The sequence below is a fragment of the Thermus hydrothermalis genome (assembly GCF_022760925.1).
Taxonomy (GTDB): Bacteria; Deinococcota; Deinococci; order Deinococcales; family Thermaceae; genus Thermus; species Thermus hydrothermalis.
This window is the reverse complement of sequence record NZ_JAKTNT010000002.1, coordinates 149,355-171,165: the sequence shown is the minus strand read 5'-3', so window position 1 is coordinate 171,165 and position 21,811 is coordinate 149,355. Positions and strand designations below refer to the sequence as shown.

Sequence of the window (21,811 nt, the reverse complement as noted above, 5' to 3'; positions counted from 1 at the left end):
GGGATACTCTACAGCTAGCTCACTTCTTGATGAAGGTCAGCTCCAGCTCCCGCTGGCCCCAGATGGCGCTGATGATGGCATCCGGGTGCTCCCCGCCCAGGCGGTTGTTCCAAGCGGGGTGGTAGTTGGGCCCGGCGATGTAGATGACGGGGAGGAGCTCGGCCTCAATCTCCTGCATGCGGTAGCCGATCTCCTGCCGCTTTTTAAAGTCCAACTCGGTGCGGCCGCGGGAGTAAAGGGCCTCCAGCTGGGTTTCCCGGGGATCCAGGCACTGGCCCGACTTGTTCCACATATGCAGGTTGCCCTTGCAGGGCACCACGTTGGAGCCAAAGGGCCAGTCCAGGTCCCCGCCCGAGAGGCCGATGATGATGGCGTCAAAGGGCCGGTCGGGCCCGGAGGAGAGGAGCTGCCCCACCAGGGTGTTGAAGTCAATGGCGGTGAAGTTGACCTTCACCCCCACCTTCTTGGCCTCGTCCACGATGAGCTTGGCGATCTGCTCCCGCTGGACGTTGCCGGCGTTGGTGGCGAGGTTGAACTCCAGCCTCCGCCCCTTGCTGTCCACCAGGTACCCCTCCCGGTCCTTCCGGGTGAAGCCGAGCTCAGCGAGGAGCTTGGCCGCCTGCTGCGGGTTGTACTCGTACTTGGGCACCTTGGGGTTCACCCACTGGGTGAGCACCGGGTAGACGCTGGAGTACATGGGGGTGCCCAGACCGCCGTAGACGATCTCCACCACCGCCTGGCGGTTCACGATGTGGCTCATGGCCCGGCGGAACTTTTCGGAGCGGAAGAGGCTTTGCTTGAAGGGATCGGAGGCTTTGTTCCAGTTGAAGACCATGAACTGGCTGCTGGCCACCGGGGAGGCGTTCACCTTGATGGTGGCGTCCAGACGGCCCTGCTGGATGGCCTGGCGGATCTGGGAGATGTGGTCCACGGTGGAGGGAGCCATCAGGTCAATATTGCCCGCCAGGAACTCCGCCAGCTGGGCGTTGGTGTCCTTGACGATCTTGATCTCGTAGCGGTCCAGGTAGGGCAAGGGGTTCCCCGCCTCGTCCTTGTTCCACTCCCCAAAGGCGGGGTTGCGCTTCAGCACCAAGCGCTCGCCCGGACGGTAGCTTTCCACAAGCCAAGGCCCCGCCGAAACGATGTTTTCGGGCTTCTCGTTAAGCGTCCACATCTTCTTGATGCCCTCGGCCCCTTCTTTCTGGTAGACCGGCCCAAAGATGTGGGCGGGCCAGGGGGTGAATTCAGCCACGGCAAAGGCGGTGGCGTCGGGCCGCGGGTAAGTGAAGCGGAGGGTGTAGTCGTCAATCTTCCGAAGGGTAATGGGCTTCCCGTCAATGAAGAAGGAATCGTAGCTGTTGGAGCCCACCGCCTTGTCGGTGTGGATGCGCCAGGTCATGATCCAGTCGTCGGCGGTGATGGGGCGGCCGTCGGACCACTTCATGCCCCGGCGGATCTTAAAGGTGATTTCCAGCTTGTTGGGGCTGATGCTGAAGGACTCCGCCATGTAGGGAATCCAGTCCCCAGTGGTGGGGTCGCGGCGCACCAGGCCGTAAGGGGAGATGGTGTCCGGAACGTTTCCCGCCTCGGCGGTAACGAAAGGGTTGAACGTGCGGTAATCGGAGATCACCGCCGCCCGCAGGGTACCGCCCCGCTTGACCTCGGAGGGCTTGGCCACGGTCCACTTCTGGGGCCAGACAAAGGTCTGGGCGCTGGCCACGCCGGCCAGAGCGATAAGACCTACCATCCACACCAGGGCTCTTCTCATGTTCTCGCCTCCTCTTGCCTTACGGCGCTAAGGCTACAGGTTCCGTTTAGCCCCTGTCAAGCACGCTTGACCAGCGGGGGGGTTCGTGAAAAAATCCCCTGCATAAGGAGGCGGCCATGAAAGCGGTGGTCATGGAGGCGAGAGGCGGCCCGGAGGTGCTCAAGGTGGCGGAGGTGCCTACACCCGAGCCAGGGCCCAAGGAGGTGCGCCTCCGGGTAAAGGCTGCAGCCCTCAACCACCTGGACATCTGGGTACGCAAGGGGGTGGCCAGCCCCAAACTTCCCTTACCCCACGTGCTAGGGGCTGACGCCAGCGGGGTAGTGGACGCGGTGGGCCCTGGGGTCACGGGGTTCGCTCCGGGAGACGAGGTGGTGGTGAACCCCGGCCTCTCCTGCGGGCACTGCGAGCGCTGCCTGGCGGGGGAGGATAACCTCTGTTCCCGGTACGAGATCCTGGGGGAGCATCGCTGGGGAGCCTACGCGGAGTACCTGGTGGTGCCCGAGGTCAATCTCGTGAGGAAACCGCAAAACCTCTCCTTCGTGGAGGCGGCCGCCATTCCCCTCACCTTCCTCACCGCCTGGCAGATGGTGGTGGACAAGCTCCAGGTGCGTCCTGGGGAAGAGGTATTGGTGATGGCTGCGGGCAGCGGGGTGAGCGTGGCCGCCATCCAGATCGCCAAGCTCCACGGGGCTCGGGTCATCGCCACGGCGGGTTCCGAGGAAAAGCTCAGGAAAGCCCGGGAACTGGGGGCGGACGAAGCGGTGAACTACACCCACCCCGAGTGGTTTAAGGAGGTGCGCCGCCTCACCGGGGGCAAGGGGGCGGACAAGGTGGTGGACCATACCGGCGCCCTTTACTTTGAAGGGGTGATCAAGGCCACGGCCAACGGCGGACGCATCGCCATCGCTGGCGCCTCCTCGGGTTACGAGGGAACCTTACCTTTCGCCCACGTGTTTTTCCGCCAGCTTTCCATTCTTGGGTCCACCATGGCCTCCAAGAGCCGCCTTTTCCCCATCCTCCGCTTTGTGGAAGAAGGGAAGCTTAGGCCCGTGGTGGGGCAGGTGCTGCCCTTGGAAGAGGCTGCGGAGGGCCACCGGCTATTGGAGGAGCGGCGGGTGTTTGGCAAGGTGGTGCTTCGGGTGAACTAAGGGCGCTTTGTCCCTTTTCTAAAGGGGACGTGGTTCAAGGGCTCAGGACGTACAATACCAGGCGAGGTGGTGCCCATGGAACACACGGACGTGATCATTATCGGTGCGGGACCAGCGGGGCTTTTTGCAGGGTTTTACGTGGGGATGCGGGGGCTTTCCTTCCGCTTTGTAGACCCTTTGCCGGAGCCCGGAGGGCAACTTACCGCCCTGTATCCGGAAAAGTACATCTACGACGTGGCGGGCTTTCCCAAGGTGTACGCCAAGGATCTGGTGAAGGGCCTGGTGGAGCAGGTGGCCCCCTTCAACCCCATCTACAACCTGGGCGAGCGGGCGGAAACCCTGGAGCGGGCGGACGGCCTTTTCCGGGTGACCACCTCCCAAGGGAACACCTACACCGCCAAGGCGGTGATCATCGCCGCTGGCGTGGGGGCCTTTGAGCCCAGGCGGCTGGGAGCCCCAGGGGAGCGGGAGCTGGAGGGCAAGGGGGTCTACTACGCGGTGAAGTCCAAAGCGGAGTTCCAGGGGAAGCGGGTCCTCATCGTGGGCGGGGGGGATAGCGCCGTGGACTGGGCCCTCAACCTCCTGGACACCGCCAAGGAGATCACCCTCATCCACCGCAGGCCCCAGTTCCGGGCCCACGAGGCCAGCGTGAAGGAGCTTTTCCAAGCAGCGGAGGAAGGAAGGCTCACCGTGCTCACCCCTTACGAGGTGCGGCGGATAGAAGGGGAGGCTTGGGTAAAGAAGGCGGTGATCTTCCACAACCAAACCCAGGAGGAAGAGGAGTTGGAGGTGGACGCCGTACTCATCCTAGCGGGTTACCTCACCAAGCTGGGGCCCTTGGCCAACTGGGGCCTGGCGTTGGAGAAAAACAAGATCAAGGTGGACACCACCATGGCCACCAGCATCCCCGGGGTTTACGCCTGCGGGGACATCGTCACCTACCCGGGGAAGCTTCCCCTCATTGTCCTGGGGTTTGGTGAGGCCGCCATCGCCGCCAACCACGCCGCCGCCTACGCCAACCCGGCCCTTAAGGTGAACCCGGGGCACTCTTCGGAAAAGGCGGAGGAGAAATCCCCCGCCTGAAGCCTCCTCCCCCCAGGGCCACCCCTGGGTGGCGCTTTTGCCCTATCATGGGGGCATATGCGGGTTGCCCTCTTCATTGATGGTTCCTACATGTACCTGGCGGCTAAGCGCTTAGGGTGGAACGTGGACCACCGGCGCGTCCTCACGCAGTTCGCCACCCCCGAGCAGCTTTACAACGCCTTCTACTACGTGCCCATCACCGACCCCGAAGACGAGCGACAACAACGGTTCATTGACGCCCTGGTCTTCATGGGCTACACGGTGCGAAGCCGCCTCATCCGGGGGGAAGCCCGTTTTGAGGCCATGATCGCCACCGACCTCCTCACCACCGCCCCCCGCTGGGACCGGGCCATCGTGGCGAGCGGCTCCGGGGACCTGGCCCACACCTTTGCCGCCCTTAGGGCTATGGGCAAGGAAGTCCACCTCCTAGGCGTCCACGAACTGGCCGACCTGGAGCTCCGCAACCAGGCGGACCGTTTTCTGAACCTACCCGAGTGGCGGGAGGTGCTGGAAAGGACCCTAGGGGGCCGGCGCACCTACGTGGGCTACCCTGTGGAGGCCACGGTGGAAGTACCCCCCGCTACGGTGGAAGAGGGAAAACCCTGAAAGGGCCATGCGCCCTGGGCCCTGGCTCGTCCTCCTGCTGGCGGGCCTTCTTTTTTGGACCCCGCCCACCTTCCCGGAAGCCCCACCCTCCCCGAGCCTGCGGGCGCTTCTCCCCTACCCCAAGGCGGTTCGGGAGAGGCTTGTGGCCCTGCATCTTCGGAACAAGGCGAGCCTTCGCCTCCTCCTGGGGGAAGGGGCGGCCCGGGCCTATGACCGGCTTTTGCGCCTGGAGCTAAGCAACCAGCAGGCGGGGAAGCGCTCGGCCTTTGCCGAACCCCAGGCTGCCCTGGCCGCTGCCGAGCGGTGGGTGGAGGCCATCGGGCAGGCCCGCAGGGGGCAAAGGGTAAACCTTCAGGGCCTACCCATCGCTCCCCACCACGTCCTGCCTCACGCCAGGGAAATCCGAGCGGCGGCGGGGGCCTTGCGCATCCCCAAAGGGACCCTGGCGGCCATCGTGGACAACGAGCAGTACGGGGGGGACAAGGCCCTGGGGCTTTCCCGGGGGGTGCGGGAGGCGGTAGATGCCCTTGCCCAGGACCTGGCCGCCCTCCAGGGCCAAGCCCCCTTTAGCCGCACCTTGGGGCTTGCCCAGATGAGCTGGGAGGATGCCCTGAGGCAGGAGGAAAGGCTATGGCGGTTTGGCGCCTGGGACCCCGCAAGGCCCTTCCCCCGCACGGAGGCCGAGGCCCGGGCGGCCTTGGAGGACCCCTACCTCAACCTCCTTTTCACGGCAAGCCGCCTAAGGGGCTATTTCAACGCCATTTTTGGGCTTTCCCCCGAGGATGCCCGGCCCCTCGAGGACCCCTGGCTCCACTACCTAGGCCCCGCCTGGCACAACTACCCCCTAAGGGCCCAGAACCTGGAAACCTGGGAGGATAGCTTCCACGGCTTCTTCAAGGGCCTCCTCTACGAGGTGGTCCTGGAAGGGCACTGGCACCTCGAGGGCCAAACCCTCATCCCCCTACGGGTCTACGGCCCTGGAGCCGAGACCCCGAGCAGCGCCTACCCGCCCTGCCTTCTCCCCTAAACCCGCTCCATCCAAGGAAGGGGCTCCCCCGGGGGCAGAACCGGCCAACGCCCTTCCCGCATGTGCCGGAAGATGGCCTCCACCGCCTTTTCCGCCTCCGCCACCCAAAGGGGGGGATAGAGGGCCTTTTTCGCCAAAAACTCTTCCTGGTCAAACACCGCGCAGGTGTGGTCCGCCCGGCACTTCACGTCCAGCTCCAGGTCGTACTGCCGCAAGGCCTTCCCCGTCCACTCCGCCGGGGTCTGCACGTTCCAGTAGTACTCCAGGACCCGGCCCTCCCGCACGTCGGGCCCGCCTGAGTACCAGGCCCCTGGGAAAAAGGCCACGTAGGCGTCGTGGTCCAGGGCAAAGGACCGCCCCTTGGCCACGTGGTGGAAAACCCCGCCGCGGGGCAAGAGGGTGAGCACGCCCTCAGGCCGCACCTCCACCACCCGGGCTTCCCAGTAGTAGTGGAGGACCTCCTCCGGGTATTTCCAGAACTCCACCCGGATGAGGTCCCCTAGGGCGAGGGGCCAGCTCACCGCCTGGTGCTGATGCCCAAGACCTTGTAGAGGGCGCAGAAGCCGGTGATGGCGGTGAAGAGAAGGACCACGCCCACGATGCCCAAGATCCAGTTCCACGGGGAAGCGGACTGGAAGGCGAAGTAGAAGAGGACCAGGGCCAGGACAAACCGGACCACCCTATCGGCGGTGCTTTCGTTCACCGTCATGGCTTACCTCCTGGGGAAAAGCATACACCATGGGCCCAGGGCCTTTGGCCTTGTGCTACAATAAGCCCTTGGCGTGGGCCGTTAGCTCAATCGGTCAGAGCGGCCGGCTCATAACCGGTTGGTTGCAGGTTCAAGTCCTGCACGGCCCACCAACGAGGCCCCTTGGGGGCCTTTTCCTTTTTGGCAAAATGGGGCTATGAACGCCTTGGAAGCTTTCCAGCTCCTGGAGTTGCGCGTGGGCCGGGTGGTGAAGGCGGAACCCCACGAGAAGGCGCGAAAGCCCAGCTACAAGCTCTGGATTGACCTGGGGCCTTTTGGGGTAAAGCGGAGCTCGGCCCAGATTACCGAGCTCTACACGCCCGAGGACCTGGTGGGCCGTTTGGTGGTCTGCGCCGTGAACCTGGGCACCCGGGTCATCGGGGGGTTTCCCTCGGAGGTCCTGGTCCTGGGCGCCAAGGACGAGGGGGGCCGGGTGGTCCTCCTCACCCCCGAGCGCGAGGTGCCCCTGGGGGAGAAGGTCTTCTAGCGGGTCCGGGTCACCTTGCTGAGGTACCGGGGGCGGTCGGGGTCCTGGCCGCGGGCCCGGGCCAGGGCCTCGGCCAAGGGATAAAAGGCCTGGGCGAGGAGAAGCGGGGTGAGCTCGGGGGCAAGGGCCACGGGAAGCGCCAAGGGGGCGTGGGCCAGGGCCAAGGCGTCGGGCTCGGGGGAGAGGACCAGGAGGTGGGCGCCCTTGGCCCGTAGGCCCTCCAGGGTTTCCAAAACCCCTTCCAGGGCCTCGTCCTTCTGCACCAGGGCCAACACGGGAAACCCCTCCTGCAAAAGGGCCTGGGGCCCGTGGAGGAACTCTGCCAAGGAAAGCCCTTCGGCGTGGAGGGCCGCCACCTCCTTTAGCTTCAGGGCCGCCTCGAGGGCCACGGGAAAGGTGAAGCCCCGCCCCAGCACGAAGAGGTCCTCCGCCTCCTCCAGGTACCCCAGGTCCCCCTTCGTTTCCAAAGCCCGCCCCAAGGCCTCGGGCAAGGCGGGCAGGGCTTCCCTAAGCCGGGGGTCTTCCAGGAGGTGGGCGAGGAGATGGGCCGTGGCCGCCAGCATGGCGAGGAAGCTCTTGGTGGCCGCCACCGCCTTTTCCTCCCCCGCATGGAGGGGAAAGACCACCTCCGCCTCCCTCGCCAAGGGGCTATCCTCCCGGTTCACCAGGGCCACGGTGAGGACGCCCCTCCCCCGGTAGGCCCGCACGGCTTCCAGGAGGTCCGGGCTTTCCCCGCTCTGGCTGTAGGCGAGGAGGAGGGCGGGGTGGGGAGGCTTGGGCCGCGCCCGGTAGAGGGTGAGGACGGAAGGGGCCAAGGGGAGCACGGGCCACTCCAGGCGGGCCTCGAGGAGGTACTTGGCGAAGAGGGCGGCGTGGTCCGAACTCCCCCGGGCCACGGTGAGGGCCAAGGCCGGGGGCTTGCGCTTTAGGAAAGCGGCCAGGCTTTTCACCTCCGCTTCGTTCTCCCTTAGAAGCCTCTCCACCACCTGGGGGGCTTCTTCCGCCTCCTGGCGCATGAAGGAAGCCATGTCCCCCATTGTAGCCCGCCCACCCTACCCCCTGCCCCAAAGGGGTGGTATACTTCCACGGATGGACCGCATCGTCATCCGGGGCGCGAGGGAGCACAACCTCAAGAACATCCACCTTGAGCTCCCCCGGGGCAAATTCATCGTCATCACCGGGGTTTCGGGCTCGGGGAAGAGCACCTTGGCCTTTGACACCATCTACGCCGAGGGGCAACGGCGGTACGTGGAAAGCCTCTCCAGCTACGCCCGCCAGTTCCTCGGGGTCATGGACAAACCGGAGGTGGAGAGCATTGAAGGCCTCTCCCCCGCCATCTCCATTGACCAGAAGACCACGAGCCACAACCCCCGCTCCACCGTGGGCACGGTGACGGAGATCCACGACTACCTCCGCCTCCTCTTCGCCCGGGTGGGCCAGGCCTACTGCCCCACCTGCGGCCGCCCCATTGAGAAGCAGTCCGCCAGTGAGATCACCGACCGCCTCCTGCAAAAGCCCCAGGGCACCCGGGCCGTCCTCATGGCCCCCCTGGTGCGGGGGAGAAAGGGGGAGTACCGGAAACTCTTCCAGCAACTCCTGAAGGAGGGGTACGCCCGGGTGCGGGTGGACGGGGTGATCTACCTCCTGGAGGAGGCACAGGGCCTCAACCTGGAGAAGTACGAGAAGCACGACATTGACCTGGTGGTGGACCGGGTGGTCCTCAAGGAGGAGGAACGCCCCCGCATCGCCGAGGCGGTGGAGCTCGCCCTCCTCCGGGGCGAAGGGCTTCTGCGCGTCCTCTACCCCGATCTGGGGGAGGAGGAGCTTTACTCGGAGAAGTTCGCCTGCCCCGAGCACGGAAGCGTCCTGGAGGAACTGGAACCCCGCATCTTCTCCTTCAACGCCCCTTACGGGGCCTGCCCCGCCTGCTCGGGCCTGGGGTACAAGCAGGAGTTTGACCCCGAACTGGTCATAAACCCCGAGCTTTCCCTTGCGGAAGGGGCCATCCTGCCCTGGGCCCGGGGCCGGGACACGGGGCGGAGCTACCTCTGGGACCGCCTCCGGGCCCTTTCCGAGTACCTGGGCTTTGACCTCAAAACCCCCTTCAAGGACCTGCCCGAGGCGGTGCAGCGGGCGGTGCTCTACGGCCTGCCCGAGCCCTTTGAGGTGGTCTTCCGCCGGGGAGGGAAGGAAACCTTCCGGGTGGAGGTGCACTACGAAGGGGTCATCCCCTGGTTGGAAAAGCGCTACCAGGAGGCGGAGTCCGAGGGGGTGCGGGAGGCCCTGGAAAGCTTCATGTCCCTGAAGCCTTGCCCGGCCTGCGGGGGTACCCGGTACAAGAAGGAGGTGCTCTCGGTAAAGGTGGCGGGCAAGAACATCGCCGAGGTCTCCGCCTTGCCCGTGCGGGAGGCTTTGGCCTTCTTCCAGGGGCTTGAGGAGCGCCTATCCCCCTTCCAGGCCCAGATCGCCCGGCCCATCCTCCGGGAGATCGTGGAGCGGCTTGGCTTCCTGGTGGGGGTGGGCCTGGACTACCTGACCCTGGACCGGGCGGCCAACACCCTCTCCGGGGGCGAGGCGCAACGCATCCGCCTGGCCACCCAGGTGGGGAGCGGCCTCACGGGGGTCCTCTACGTCCTGGACGAGCCCTCCATCGGCCTCCACCCCCGGGACAACCAGCGCCTCATCGCCACCCTGAAGCGCCTGCAGGCCCTGGGCAACACCCTCATCGTGGTGGAGCACGACGAGGAAACCATGCGGGCCGCCGACTGGATCGTGGACATGGGCCCAGGGGCGGGCATCCACGGGGGGGAGGTGGTGGCCCAGGGGCCCTTGGAGGAAATCCTAAGAAATCCCCGGAGCCTCACCGGGGCGTACCTGAGGGGCGAAAGGAAGATCCCCGTGCCCAAGGAAAGGCGCAAGGGGAACGGCAAGTGGCTCGTCCTAAGGGGCGCCCGGGAGCACAACCTGAAAAACGTCACCCTCCGGATCCCCTTGGGCCGCTTCGTGGCCGTGACGGGGCCTTCGGGAAGCGGCAAGAGCACCCTGATCCACGACGTCCTCTACGCCGCCCTGGCGCAAAGGCTCATGCGGGCCAAGACCACCCCGGGGGCCTACGAGGCCTTGGAGGGCATAGAGCACCTGGACAAGGTCATTGAGATTGACCAGTCCCCCATCGGCCGCACCCCCCGCTCCAACCCCGCCACCTACACGGGCATCTTTGACGAGATCCGCGACCTCTTCGCCAAGACCCCGGAGGCCAGGAAGCGGGGCTACGGCCCTGGCCGCTTCTCCTTCAACGTCAAGGGCGGGCGGTGCGAGGCCTGCGGGGGGGACGGCACGGTGAGGATTGAGATGCTCTTCCTGCCGGACCTCTACGTGCCCTGCGAGGTGTGCAAGGGGAAGCGGTACAACAAGGAAACCCTCGAGGTCAAGCTAAGGGGCAAGAGCATCGCCGATGTTCTGGACATGACCGCCGAGGAGGCCCTGGAGTTTTTCCAAAACGTTCCCACCATCGCCCGTAAGCTCCAGCTCATGGTGGACGTGGGGCTCGGCTACATGCGGCTTGGCCAACCTTCCCCCACCCTCTCCGGCGGGGAGGCGCAGCGGATCAAGCTGGCCACGGAGCTCGGGCGCAAGGCCACGGGCCGCACCCTGTACATCCTGGACGAGCCCACCACGGGCCTGCACTTTGAGGACGTGGCCAAGCTTTTGGACGTGCTCCACCGCCTGGTGGACGCCGGCAACACCGTGGTGGTCATTGAGCACAACCTGGACGTGGTGAAGACGGCGGACTGGGTCATTGACCTGGGCCCCGAGGGCGGGGACCGGGGTGGGGAGATCGTGGCCGAGGGGACCCCGGAGGAGGTGGCCCTTTCGGGAAGCCCCACCGGGGTCTTCCTGGCCCGCATCCCCGAGATCGCCGAAAGGATTGAGGTGGGAGCCCGGTAAGCCCTTGCCTTGGGGAACCCCCCTCGGTAAAGTAGCCTGGATTAGGGCTTAGGCCCGGGAGGAAGCATGCGGGTACTGGTAACAGGCGGTGCCGGCTTCATCGGCAGCCACATCGTGGAAAGCCTATGGAAAGAAGGGGTGGAGGTGGCGGTCCTGGACAACCTGGCCACGGGCAAGCGGGAAAACGTCCCCCAGGGGATTTATTTCTACAAGGTGGACCTACGGGATAGGGAGGGGCTTGAGCGGGTTTTCCGCGGGTTCCGCCCCACCCACGTGTCCCACCAGGCCGCCCAGGCCTCGGTGAAGGTGAGCGTGGAAAACCCCCTTTTGGACTTTGAGGTGAACCTCATGGGGGGGCTAAACCTCCTCGAGGCCTGCCGCAAGTGGGGGGTGGAGAAGCTGGTCTTCGCCTCCACGGGTGGGGCCATCTACGGGGAGGTGCCGGAAGGGGAAAGCGCCGAGGAAACCTGGCCCCCCAGGCCCAAAAGCCCTTACGCCGCCAGCAAGGCCAGCTTTGAGCACTACCTCTCCGCCTATGGCCAGAACTACGGCCTCAAATGGGTGGCCCTGCGCTACGCCAACGTCTACGGGCCCCGCCAAGACCCCCACGGGGAGGCGGGGGTGGTGGCCATCTTCGCCGAAAGGGTCCTGAAGGGAGAACCCGTCACCCTCTACGCCCGCAAGAACCCAGGGGACGAAGGGTGCGTGCGGGACTACATCTACGTGGAGGATGTGGTGCGGGCCCACAACCTGGCCCTAAAGGGCCTAGAAGGGGTCTACAACGTGGGGACCGGGGAAGGCCACACCACCAAGGAGGTGCTGGAGGCCGTGGCCGAGGCGGCGGGGAAGACGCCCGAGGTAAACCCCGCCCCTCCCCGCCCAGGGGACTTGGAGCGGAGCGTGCTTTCGCCCCTAAAGCTCATGGCCCACGGCTGGCGTCCCGAGGTGGGCTTCAAGGAGGGCATCCGGCGCACGGTGGCGTATTTCCAAGGGCGTTGACATACCCCCCTCCCCCATCCAAAGAGGGGGTATGAGCGTACGGTTCCTCCGCCCGGGATGGTTCGCTGCGGTCCTGGGGGGAGGCCGGGTAGCTTTGGCCCTGGCCCGGTTGGGGGCGCAGGGGCTAGGGGGCCTGGTTTACGTCCTCACGGCCGTTCTCTTCGCCTTAAGCCTGGCCTTCTTCTTGCCCAAGCTTTTAGGGCTTGGACTCCTCCTCCTGGCCTTTTACCTCGCCCCCTTCCCCAAGACCCTCCACGCCTTCCTGACCCTCCGGGTCCTCCGTGAGGAGGCGCCTGCGGGCCAACCGCACCCTAGCCCGCAGGGCGGCTAGGGCCTTCCGGTCCTCCCGGAGGCGCTTCTTGGCCCCGCTTAGCGCCTTCCTTCTGGCCTCCGGCCCCACGCCCCCCAGGACCTCCCGCCGGGCGAAGAAGGCCTCGAGGCTCATCCAGGCCACCAGCTCCTCCCGGTCCACCCCCAAAAGCTCGGGCCGCACCCCCGGCAAAGCCCCCCGCACCCGGCGGTAAGCCTCGGGGAGGGGAACCCCTTTGCGCACCAGCAAGTCCACCGCCTCCGAGGCCAAGACCTCCGGGGAAAGGGCCTCCAGGAGAAGGGCCGGCTCAAAGCGGCTTTCCTCCAGGGCTACCCGGGTGAGCTCTAGGGCTGCCTCCGCCTCGGCCAAAAGGTTGGCCAAGGGCTCCAAAACACCCGTGGAGTGGTCGTTGAGGTCGGTGAAGGGGGTATTGTGGTTGAGGTAGGGCAAAACCCCCGCCCCGCCCAAAAGGTTCCCCGCCCGGATGCGGGCGTGCTCCAGCACCACCGGGTTTCGCTTTTGCGGCATGAAGCTGGACCCTTGGGCGAGGCTTTCCCCCACCACAAAGGCCCCCCGGGCCGCCCAGGCCAGGAGGTCGGTGAGGAGGCGGGAAAGGCTTGTCCCCAACCCCGCCAGGGCGAAGGCGAGCTCTAGGGCGTAATCCCCAGCGGCCACGGCATCCAAGGTGTGCTCTATGGGCCCCTGGAAGCCCAAGAGGTGGGCGAGGCGCACCCGGTCCACGGGGTAGGGGCTGCCCGCCAGGGCGCTTGCCCCCAGGGGCGAGCGGTCCAGGGTGGCAAGGGCATGGACAAGCCTCCGGTAGTCCCGCTCTAGAAGGGCCTCCACCCCAAGGAGGTAGTGGTCCAAGGTGGAGGGCTGGGCCGGCTGGTGGTGGGTAGCGAGGACGAGGGGCACGCCGAACTGGGCCTCCGCCAGGCGCAAGAGGGCACGCCGCAAGCGCAGAAAATCCCCGAGAAGGGCAAGGACCTGGTCCTTCAAGTAGGCGCGGAAGACGGTGAGGTCCAGATCGTTCCGGGAAAGGCCCCGGCGCACGGCCCCCGCCACCTCCTCCCCCCAGTGCTCGGAAAGCTGGAGCTGGATGGAGAAGAAGACGTCCTCCACCTCCCCGGTGAAGCTGGGAAGGGGCAGGGTGCGAAGCTCCCTCAGGGCGAACACCGCCTCCTTGGCCTTGGGGAGGCCCAGGCGGGCAAGCTCTAGGGCATAGGCGGTGAGGGCGTCAAAGAAGTGGGGCACCAGGCGCTCCCGGGCGAAGCGGTAGTGGGGGGCAAGCACGTGCCGACGGTAGACCCCATGCCAGCGCATGCTCCCATCCTAGTCCGCAAGGCCCGTTGACGGGGGAAAAGCCCCCGTGTTATGTTGGCCGCAAGCAAAGCGGGAAGGAGGCAAACATGAAGCGCAGGGAGTTTTTGCGGAAAGTGGGCGTGGGTTCCTTGGCGGCCTTGGGCGTGCCGTACATCGGCTTGGCCCAGGCCAGGCCGGTGAAGCTCGCCACCCTCCTGCCCCTCACGGGGCCCTTCGCCTTCGCCGGGAACGCCGGGCGGGAAGGCTTCGTGGACGGGGTGGACTACGTGAACGAGGTCCTAGGCGGCATCGGCGGCCGTAGGCTTGAGCTCATCGTGGAGGACACGGGCTACGACGTGGCCAAGGGCACCGCCGCCTTCAACCGGGTCCTTTCCCGCGAAAGGCCAGACGAGCTCCTTTTCGTCTACGGGGACTCCACGGGGCTTTCCAAGGCCCTGGCCCCCGAGATCGCCCGCCTGGGCCTCCCCTACTCCGCCACCAGCTTCGCCAACGAGCTCGCCGACCCCAAGACCTACCCCACCATCTTCGTCTTCGGCCCCACCTACAACGACATGATGGAGGCCCTCCTGCGCCAGATCCGCTTGGAGAAGGCCCGGGCCCGCATCGCCCTGGTTTACTCCAACACGGAGTTCGGCCGCGACCCCATCCCCTACGTGAAGGAACGGGCCAAGGCCCTGGGCATGGAGGTGGTGCACGAGGAGGTAACCCCTGCCGCCTTCACCGACGCCACCCCCGTGGTGCTGAACCTCCGTCGGGCCAACCCCGATTACGTGATCCTCCAAGGCTACGCCCTCTCCGCGGAGCCCCTCATCCTCCGCACCGCCCGGGAGCAGGGCTTGCAGGCCCGGTTCATGGGCACGTACTACTCGGCGGAGCTCGCCCTCATCCAGCGGGCGGGCCCGGCGGCGGAGGGCTTCACCGTCACCTACCACAACGCCTACTGGTACGACACCCTGGTGCCCGCCGTGGACGAGATGCGCAGGTTCCGCCAGCGCAAGGGCCGGGACACCTCCTACCGCCCCACCTACTACATGGGTAGCCTGGCCGTGGCCCTGGCCGTGGCCGAGGCCATGCGCCGGGCGGCGGCGGCGGGGAAGCTCACCCGGGCCGGGTTGGTGGAGCACCTGGAAAAGCTCGGGGACTACAACGGCCTGGGCCTGCAACGGAGCTACCAGTTCGTCAATCACCGCCTGCCCTACACCAAGCTCTACCGGGCGAGCGTGCGGGACGGGCGCTTCAACGCCATCACCGACTGGATCAAGCTGGCCTAAAGGCCTCCCCTTTCGGCCTACCCCCTTGGAGGATCCGTGTCCGACCTCCTGCCCTACCTCGTGGGCGGCCTAGCCAACGGAGCCCTTTACGGACTCCTGGCGTTAGGTTTCGTCCTGGTCTACCGGGCCACCAGCGTGGTGAACTTCGCCATCGGGGAGTTCTTGCTGGTGGGGGCCTACCTCACCTACACCTTCGCCCTCTTCCTGCCCCTCCCCTTGGCCATCCTGGGCGCCTTGCCCCTGGCCTTCCTCTTCGGCGTCTTGGTGGAACGGGGTTTCGTAAGGCCCCTATTGGGCCGGAACGTGGTGGCGGTCATCATGGCCACCATCGGCCTGGCGGCGGCCCTGGACGGGGGGGTCCAGCTCCTTTGGGGGCCGGACCTCAAGTATCTGGCAGGAAGCCTGCCGGACCTGGGGTTCCAGGCAGGGGGCGTGTTTGTGTCCTCCCGGGCGGTGTGGAACCTGCTTTTGGCCCTCCCTCTAGGGCTTGGCCTTCTATGGCTTCTAAGGCGGAGCAAATACGGCATCCTGGTACGGGCCATTTCCGAGCGGGAGGTGGCCGCCTTGGCCCTGGGCATCCCCACCGCCCGCATCCTGGCCGGGGTCTGGGGGGTTTCCGCCCTCCTCGCCACCTTGGCGGGGGCGCTTTTGGCGGTGGCGAGCGGGGTGGGGCACAACCTGGTCTTCTTCGGCATGAAGGTCTTCCCCGTGGCCATCCTGGGGGGTTTGGACTCCGTGGGCGGGGCGCTTCTCGCCGGGTTCTTGCTGGGCGTCTTGGAGGCCCTTTCCCAACGCTACCTGGAACCCATTCTCCCGGGCTTCACCGAGGCCTTGCCCTTCTTGGTGGTCCTTCTGGTGCTCTTGGTGAGGCCTTACGGGCTTTTGGGCGAACGGCAGATTGAGAGGGTGTGATGCTTTCCGTGGAGAACCTCAAGGTGGTCTACCGCGGGGTGATCCTGGCCCTGGACGGGGTTTCCCTGGAGGTGGGGGACGGGGAGGCGGTGGCGCTTTTGGGCCCCAACGGGGCGGGGAAAAGCTCTCTGGTGAGGGCCGTGGCCGGGCTTCTTTCCAAGTTTGAGGGGCGGGTTCTGGACGGGCACATCCGCTTCCTCGGCCAGGACACCACCCACCTGGACCCCGTGCGCCTCTCCAGGATGGGCCTCACGGCGGTGTTGGAGGGCAGGCCCCTCTTCCGCTACCTCACGCCCCTAGAGAACCTGGTGGCGGCGGGCCACCGCCTAAGCCCCAGGGAGCTCAAGGAGGGGATAGAGGAGGTCTTCGCCCGCTTCCCCCGCCTCTACGAGCGCCGCCACGAGCAGGCGGGCTACCTCTCGGGAGGGGAGCAGCAGATGCTCCTTTTGGGCATGGCCCTCCTCACCCGCCCTAGGCTTCTCGTGGTGGACGAGCCCTCCTTGGGCCTCGCCCCGAAGCTGGTGGAGGAGGTGATGCGGACCCTGGACGCCCTCCGGCGGGAAAAAGGGCTAAGCCTCCTCCTGGTGGAGCAAAACGCCCGGGCTGCCCTGGCCATCGTGGATCGGGTCTATGTTTTGGAGCGGGGCCGGGTGGTCTTTGAGGGGGACAAAGCGGCTGCCAGAGAGGACCAGGACGTGATGGAGTTTTACCTGGGCAAGGAGGAGGTGGGCTTCCGGCAGGCCCGCCGTTACCGCAGGCGGAAGAGGTGGGTGTGATGGGGGTGATCCTCGAGGCCCAAAACCTGCACCTTTCCTTCAAGGGGGTCAAGGCCCTGGCCGGGGTGGCCTTCGCCGTGACCGAGGGGGAGTTCTTCGCCGTCATCGGACCCAACGGGGCGGGCAAGACCACCCTCCTCAACGTCCTTTCCGGGGTGTACGAGCCGGAAAAGGGAGAGGTGGTCTTCCTGGGGCAAAGCCTCAAGGGGAAAAGCCCCCAGGAAAGGGCCCGCATGGGCCTTGGCCGCACCTTCCAGGGCTTAGAGATCTTCCGGGGCATGAGCGTGTTGGACAACGTGAAGCTGGGAGCGGAGCTCGCCCTCCCCAGCTACCCCTTGGGCCTCCCCAAGGCGGAAAGGGAGTGGCGGCTTAGGGCCTGGGCCGAGGAGGTGCTGGACTACCTCCACCTCTCCCCCTACCGCCACGCCCCGGCAGGAATGCTCCCCTATGGCCTGCAAAAACGGGTGGAGGTGGCCCGGGCCCTGGCGGGCCGCCCCAAACTCCTCCTCCTGGACGAGCCCATGGCGGGCCTCGCCCTAGAGGAGAAGCAGGACCTGGCCCGCTTCCTCCTGGACGCCCGGGAGGAATGGGGGGTCACCCTCCTTTGGGTGGAGCACGACCTAAGGGCCGTGCTGGAGCTTTCCGACAGGGTCCTGGTCCTCTCCTATGGGGAGGTGCTTTACTACGGGCCCCCGGAAGGGGTACGAAAGGATCCCAAGGTGGTGGAAGCCTACCTGGGCCATGCCTAAGCCATGAAAGGGACCCTCTTAGAACACCTTTACCGCCACGCCAAGGAGGCCCCAGAGGCCCCGGCTCTCAGGGTGAAGCGGCTTGGGGTTTGGCAGAAGACCTCCTGGCGGGAGCTTTGGGAGAAGGTCTTGCGCCTGGCGGGAGGGCTAGAGGCCCTGGGCCTGAAGGAAGGCGAGGTCCTCGCCATCCTGGGGCACAACGCCCCCGAGTGGGTGGAGGCGGAGCTCGCCGCCCAGGCCCTGGGCGCCCTCCCCATGGGCATCTACGCCGACGCCATGCCCGAGGAGGTGGGCTACTTCCTGGAGTTCACGGGGGCCAGGGGCATCGTGGTGGCCGACGAGGAACAGCTGGACAAGGTCTACCCCCACCTCCACCTGGTGGATTTCGTCCTGGTCTGGGAGGAGGCGGGGATGAGCCGCCACTTCCGGGGCAAGGTGCGGCGGTTCAGCCAGGCTTTTGGCGATGCGCGCTTGGGGGAAGAGGCGGTGCGAAGGCGCCACCCGGAGGAGGTGGCTCTCCTCGCCCCCACCTCGGGCACCACGGGGCGGAGCAAGCTGGCCATGCTCTCCCACCAAAACCTCCTGGCCGGCCACGAGGCCTTGCGCCAAGCTTTGGGCTTCCAGAAGGGGGCCTGGGTCTTTAGCTACCTTCCCTTGCCCTGGATCGGCGAGCAGATGCTCACCGTGGTTCAAAGCCTCGTGGAAGGCTCCACGGTCCACTTCCCCGAGGACCCCACCACCTTGCGGGAGGACCTCAAGGAGGTGCAGCCCGACTTCTTCCTGGCCCCCCCGAGGCTTTGGGAGGACATGGCGAGCCTCATCCAAAGCCGCATGCAGGACGCCGACTTCCTCAAGGCCTTCGTTTACCGGGTGGGGATGGGCGCCCTCCTGGAAGGGGCAAGCCGGGAGTTCAGGGGCGAGCCCGTGGGGCTTTGGCTAAACCTCAAGCGGGCCCTCTTCTACCCCCTGGTGGCCAGGCCCCTAAGGGCCAGGCTAGGCCTCGCTGCCTGCCGCATCGCCGTCACCGGGGGGGCGCCTTTGGGGAACGAGGTCTTCACCTTCTTCCGCGCCCTCGGCCTGGACATCCGGCAGGTCTACGGCCAATCGGAAACCGCCGCCGCCACCACCGCCCACGCCACCGGGGACGCCCCACCCGAAACCGTGGGGCCTCCTTTGCCGGGGACGGAGGTGCGCATAAGCCCGGAGGGCGAGATCCAGGTAAAGGGCCCCCAGGTCTTCCTGGGCTACTTCCAGCAGGAGGAGGCCACCCGGGAAAGCTTCACGGAGGACGGCTACTTCCGCACCGGGGATGCGGGCTTCTTTGACGAGCGGGGGCACCTGGTGATCCTGGGCCGGGTGAAGGAGGTGGGGGCGTTGGCGGACGGCACCCGCTTCGCCCCGCAGTTTTTGGAAAACCGCCTGAAGTACTCCCCTTACATCCGGGAAGCCGTGGTCCTGGGCCACGGGAAGCCCTTCGTGACCGCCTTGGTGGAGCTAGACCCCGAGAACGTGCAGAACTGGGCCCGAAGGCGGGGCATCCCCTTCACCACCTACCTCTCCCTCACGGAGCGCCCCGAGGTGCGGGCCTTGATCGCCGAGGAGATCCGCATGGTGAATCGGACCCTGCCGGAAAAGCTCCGCATCCAGCGCTTCGCCATCCTGCCCAAGGAACTCCACCCCGACGACGAGGAGATCACCCGCACCCGCAAGGTGCGCCGCCAGGTGGTGGAGCACCGCTACGCCCCCGTGATCCAGGCCCTTTACGGGGAGGGGGGCCGGGTAGAGGTGAGCCTGCCCATCCGCTACCTCGAGGGGGAAGGGCGGCTGGAAGCGGTCCTCGAGGTCCAGGAGGTGTAAGGTGTACGCCCTTTCTAAAAGCCTCACCGACGCCTTTAGCCGCCGCTTCGCCCGGGCGGTGCGGGAAACCTACCGGGAGGACGAGGCCTACGCCTCCACCCCCTTGGGGCGGCTCGCCCTCTGGGTTTTTCTCCTTCTCCTCCTTCTTCTCCCCTTCCTCCTTGGGCCCTACCCCATGTACGTGGCCACCCTGGTGGCCATCGGCGCCCTCTCCGCCCTGGGGCTCCACCTCCTGGTGGGCGGAGCGGGGCAGATCTCCTTGGGCCACGCCGCCTTCATGGGCGTGGGGGCCTATGCGGCAAGCCACCTCTTCGGGCCCCTCGCCCCCTTGGGCATCCTCCTGGGCGGGGGCATCGCCGCCCTTTTGGGCCTGGTGCTCGCCCTCCCCTCCCTGCGCATTAAAGGGGTTTACCTCGCCATCGCCACCTTGGCCTTCCAGTTCCTGGCGGACTACGTCTTCAAGAACTGGGAGGCGGTGACGGGGGGGATCAGGGGGCGCACCCTGCCCCCGGCGGAGCTCTTGGGCGTCAAGCTGGACACGCCGGAAAGGCTTTGGTACCTGGTCCTCCTCTTCGCCCTGCCCCTCTTCTTCTACGGCAAGCGCCTCCTCATGACCCGGGCCGGGCGGGCCTTCAACGCCGTGCGGGACAACGACCTCTCCGCCCGGGTGGCAGGGGTAGACCTGACCCGGGTGAAGCTTTTCGCCTTCGCCCTTTCCGCCTTCTACGCCGGGGTGGCAGGGGGGCTTTTGGCCCAGCTCTACAAGGCGGTGACCCCGGAGTACTTCCCCTTGAGCGTGAGCATCCAGTACCTGGCCATGGTCATCGTGGGCGGGGCGGGGACGGTCCTGGGGGCGGTCTTGGGGGCTTTTTTCGTCCTCCTCATCCCGGAGGTCTTGAATAGCTTCGTGGGGGCCTTAGGCCCCGAGTACGCCGCCACCCTGGCCGCCTGGCGCAACGTGGCCTTCGGCCTTCTTATCCTCCTCTTCCTCATCCTGGAGCCCTTGGGCCTCGTGGGCCTCTGGGGCAGGATACGGAATTACTTCCGCACCTGGCCCTTGCCCTACTAAGGGCTATACTGGCTCCCGTGGAATGGGACCTTTCCGACCTCTATAGCGGCCCCGAGGATCCGGGGATCATGGCGGACCTCGAGGCCGCCCTCGCCCTGGCGGCAGGCCTAAACCCCGAGGACCTCTCCTTTCCCGAAAAGGCCCCAAGCCTCTTCCGCCGCTACGAGGAGGCCCTGGAGAAGGCCTACAAGCCCCTCAACTTCGCTAGCCTCTACTTCGCCACCCGGACCCAGGACCCCGCGGCCAAGGCCCTCCTGGACCGGGTGCGGAACCGCTTCACCGAGGTGCGAAACCGCCTCGTGCCCCTGGAGGTGGCCCTGAGGCGGCTTCCGGAGGAGGCCTTTGAGGCCCTGCTAGACCACCCAGGGCTCGCCGACCTCCGCCACTTCCTCCTGAGGCAGCGGGCCTACGCCCCCCACACCCTTTCGGAGAGGGAGGAGGAGCTTTTGAACCTGAAGGCCCTGGTGGGCAGGAGCGCCTGGAGCCAGTTCTACACGGAGTACACGGGCCGCTTCCGCTTCTCCCTAAGGGGCAAGGAGCTCACGGAGATGGAGGTGCGCGCCCTCCGCCGCGACCCCGACCCCGAGGTGCGGCGGGAGGCCCACCGGGCGCTTTACGGGAAGCTCTTGGCCGAGGCCCCCACCCTGAGCGCCGTCTTTAACGCGGTTTATCTGGACTATCTCCAGGAGCTAAGGCTAAGGGGCTACCGCCACCCCTTGGAGCCCGTGGCCCTAAGGGACGAGGTGGAGGTTAAGGACATTGAGGCCCTCCTCGCCGCCACGGAGGCTCACTACCCCTTGGTGGAGGCCTACTACCGCTTCAAGGCCAAAAGGCTCGGCCTGGAGAGGACGCCAAGCCAAGACCTCCTCGCCCCCCTGGGGGAGAAGCCCAAGGTGCCCTTCGGGGAGGCGAAGGAGCTGGTCCTCGAGGCCTTCCGCCGCTTCTCCCCGGAGATGGAGGCCATCGCCCGGGAGTTCTTTGAAAAGCGCTGGATTGACGTCTACCCCAGGCCCGGCAAGCGGGGCGGGGCCTTCTGCTCCGGGGGGCTTCCCTCCACCCACCCCTACGTCCTCCTCAACCACACGGACGACCTGGATAGCGCCCACACCCTAGCCCACGAGCTCGGGCACGGGGTGCACTTCTACCTGGCCCGGGGGCAACGCCTCCTCAACTTCGGGGCCTCCACCCCCCTGGCGGAAACCGCCAGCGTCTTCGCCGAGCTCCTCCTGGACGACCTCCTCATGGAAAGGCTTTCCGGGGAGGAAAAAACCCTCCTCCTGGCCGAGCGGCTGGAGGACGCCATCAACACCCTCTTCCGCCAGGTGATGTACACCTTCTTTGAAAGGAAGAGCCTCGAGGCCCGCCAAGAAGCCGCCCTCTCCCCGGAGGCCTTCCACGAGGTCTGGCAACGGGAGCAGGAAAGGCTTTACGGGGACGCCGTGGCCTGGACGGAGCTGGACCGGGCGGCCTGGGCGGGCATCCCCCACTTCGTCCACTACCGCTTCTACACCTACAGCTACGCCCTCGGGTACCTGGTGGTCCTCGCCCTGTACGGGCGCTACCTGGAGGAGGGGAAGGCCTTCGTGCCCAAGTACCTGGAGGTCCTCAAGGCCGGGGAGAGCCAAAGCCCCAAGGAGATCCTCCGGCAAGCGGGGGTAGAGCTCGCCTCGGAGGAGTTCTTCCGCTACGGCTTCGGGGTCCTGGAGGCTTGGCTAAAGGCCCTCTCCTAG

The 21,811-nt window shown here is 66.5% G+C and carries 19 protein-coding genes and 1 tRNA gene; 15 read left to right on the top strand and 5 right to left on the bottom strand.

Annotated features, from left to right (window positions below):
* Positions 1-19 precede the first annotated feature (19 nt).
* Entirely contained in the window at positions 20-1,768 is a 1,749-nt protein-coding gene (locus L0C60_RS02075; protein WP_243092435.1) for an ABC transporter substrate-binding protein, read from the bottom strand.
* A 116-nt stretch (positions 1,769-1,884) separates the two neighbouring features.
* Here L0C60_RS02075 and L0C60_RS02070 point away from each other — a divergent pair, with 116 nt between their 5' ends.
* The 4 genes from L0C60_RS02070 (at position 1,885) to L0C60_RS02055 (ending at position 5,632) form a co-directional block, all read left to right on the top strand.
* Complete coding sequence (locus L0C60_RS02070) at positions 1,885-2,916, top strand: zinc-binding dehydrogenase (RefSeq protein ID WP_243092434.1); 1,032 nt, start codon at positions 1,885-1,887, stop codon at positions 2,914-2,916.
* A gap of 75 nt (positions 2,917-2,991) precedes the next feature.
* Positions 2,992-3,999: an NAD(P)/FAD-dependent oxidoreductase gene (locus tag L0C60_RS02065; protein ID WP_243092438.1), complete on the top strand. Its 1,008-nt coding sequence runs from the start codon at positions 2,992-2,994 to the stop codon at positions 3,997-3,999.
* Positions 4,000-4,056: 57 nt separating this feature from the next.
* Positions 4,057-4,605 (top strand): LabA-like NYN domain-containing protein, encoded by a 549-nt coding sequence (locus tag L0C60_RS02060; RefSeq protein ID WP_071677584.1) that lies wholly within the window; start codon positions 4,057-4,059, stop codon positions 4,603-4,605.
* Between the two features lie 7 nt (positions 4,606-4,612).
* Positions 4,613-5,632: a hypothetical protein gene (locus tag L0C60_RS02055; RefSeq protein WP_243092433.1), complete on the top strand. Its 1,020-nt coding sequence runs from the start codon at positions 4,613-4,615 to the stop codon at positions 5,630-5,632.
* On the opposite strand, the gene L0C60_RS02050 is transcribed toward L0C60_RS02055, so the two are convergent.
* Together L0C60_RS02050 and L0C60_RS02045 are read right to left on the bottom strand one after the other, a co-directional pair.
* On the bottom strand, positions 5,629-6,153 hold the full coding sequence (locus tag L0C60_RS02050; protein WP_234504574.1) for a ribonuclease FAU-1 family protein: 525 nt from the start codon (positions 6,151-6,153) through the stop codon (positions 5,629-5,631). The two genes, L0C60_RS02055 and L0C60_RS02050, sit on opposite strands and share 4 nt — an antisense overlap.
* Positions 6,150-6,341 (bottom strand): YgaP family membrane protein, encoded by a 192-nt coding sequence (locus tag L0C60_RS02045; protein WP_234504571.1) that lies wholly within the window; start codon positions 6,339-6,341, stop codon positions 6,150-6,152. The genes L0C60_RS02050 and L0C60_RS02045 overlap by 4 nt, the downstream gene beginning before the upstream one ends.
* Positions 6,342-6,416: 75 nt before the next feature.
* Here L0C60_RS02045 and L0C60_RS02040 point away from each other — a divergent pair.
* Positions 6,417-6,493: transfer RNA gene (locus tag L0C60_RS02040), tRNA-Ile, on the top strand.
* A 44-nt stretch (positions 6,494-6,537) separates the two neighbouring features.
* A complete protein-coding gene (locus L0C60_RS02035; protein WP_234504568.1) occupies positions 6,538-6,867 on the top strand; it encodes a tRNA-binding protein in 330 nt (109 codons plus the stop codon).
* Here the strand turns inward: L0C60_RS02035 and L0C60_RS02030 are convergent.
* Complete coding sequence (locus L0C60_RS02030) at positions 6,864-7,895, bottom strand: SIS domain-containing protein (protein ID WP_234504566.1); 1,032 nt, start codon at positions 7,893-7,895, stop codon at positions 6,864-6,866. The two genes, L0C60_RS02035 and L0C60_RS02030, sit on opposite strands and share 4 nt — an antisense overlap.
* Positions 7,896-7,956: 61 nt before the next feature.
* Here L0C60_RS02030 and uvrA point away from each other — a divergent pair, with 61 nt between their 5' ends.
* Complete coding sequence (uvrA, locus tag L0C60_RS02025) at positions 7,957-10,815, top strand: excinuclease ABC subunit UvrA (protein WP_234504563.1); 2,859 nt, start codon at positions 7,957-7,959, stop codon at positions 10,813-10,815.
* Between the two features lie 66 nt (positions 10,816-10,881).
* A complete protein-coding gene (locus tag L0C60_RS02020) occupies positions 10,882-11,814 on the top strand; it encodes an NAD-dependent epimerase/dehydratase family protein (protein ID WP_243092432.1) in 933 nt (310 codons plus the stop codon).
* A gap of 196 nt (positions 11,815-12,010) precedes the next feature.
* On the opposite strand, the gene L0C60_RS02015 is transcribed toward L0C60_RS02020, so the two are convergent.
* A complete protein-coding gene (locus tag L0C60_RS02015; RefSeq protein ID WP_234504560.1) occupies positions 12,011-13,447 on the bottom strand; it encodes a lyase family protein in 1,437 nt (478 codons plus the stop codon).
* Between the two features lie 86 nt (positions 13,448-13,533).
* On the opposite strand from L0C60_RS02015, the gene L0C60_RS02010 reads away from it, so the two are divergent.
* Genes L0C60_RS02010 through L0C60_RS01980 form a run of 7 tightly spaced genes read left to right on the top strand, consistent with a single transcriptional unit; the run spans position 13,534 to position 21,811 of the window.
* Positions 13,534-14,718: an ABC transporter substrate-binding protein gene (locus tag L0C60_RS02010; RefSeq protein ID WP_234504557.1), complete on the top strand. Its 1,185-nt coding sequence runs from the start codon at positions 13,534-13,536 to the stop codon at positions 14,716-14,718.
* Positions 14,719-14,754: 36 nt separating this feature from the next.
* Positions 14,755-15,630, top strand: coding sequence for a branched-chain amino acid ABC transporter permease (locus tag L0C60_RS02005; protein WP_234504556.1), 876 nt, complete (start codon positions 14,755-14,757; stop codon positions 15,628-15,630).
* A complete protein-coding gene (locus tag L0C60_RS02000; protein ID WP_234504554.1) occupies positions 15,630-16,406 on the top strand; it encodes an ABC transporter ATP-binding protein in 777 nt (258 codons plus the stop codon). Before L0C60_RS02005 ends, L0C60_RS02000 begins: the two co-directional genes overlap by 1 nt.
* On the top strand, positions 16,406-17,155 hold the full coding sequence (locus L0C60_RS01995; protein ID WP_234505158.1) for an ABC transporter ATP-binding protein: 750 nt from the start codon (positions 16,406-16,408) through the stop codon (positions 17,153-17,155). Before L0C60_RS02000 ends, L0C60_RS01995 begins: the two co-directional genes overlap by 1 nt.
* A 3-nt stretch (positions 17,156-17,158) precedes the next feature.
* Complete coding sequence (locus L0C60_RS01990) at positions 17,159-19,012, top strand: AMP-binding protein (RefSeq protein ID WP_234504552.1); 1,854 nt, start codon at positions 17,159-17,161, stop codon at positions 19,010-19,012.
* Between the two features lies 1 nt (position 19,013).
* Entirely contained in the window at positions 19,014-20,081 is a 1,068-nt protein-coding gene (locus L0C60_RS01985) for a branched-chain amino acid ABC transporter permease (protein ID WP_234504550.1), read from the top strand.
* Between the two features lie 17 nt (positions 20,082-20,098).
* The gene (locus L0C60_RS01980) at positions 20,099-21,811 is read left to right on the top strand and encodes a M3 family oligoendopeptidase (protein ID WP_234504547.1); all 1,713 of its coding nucleotides are present in this window, start codon (positions 20,099-20,101) and stop codon (positions 21,809-21,811) included.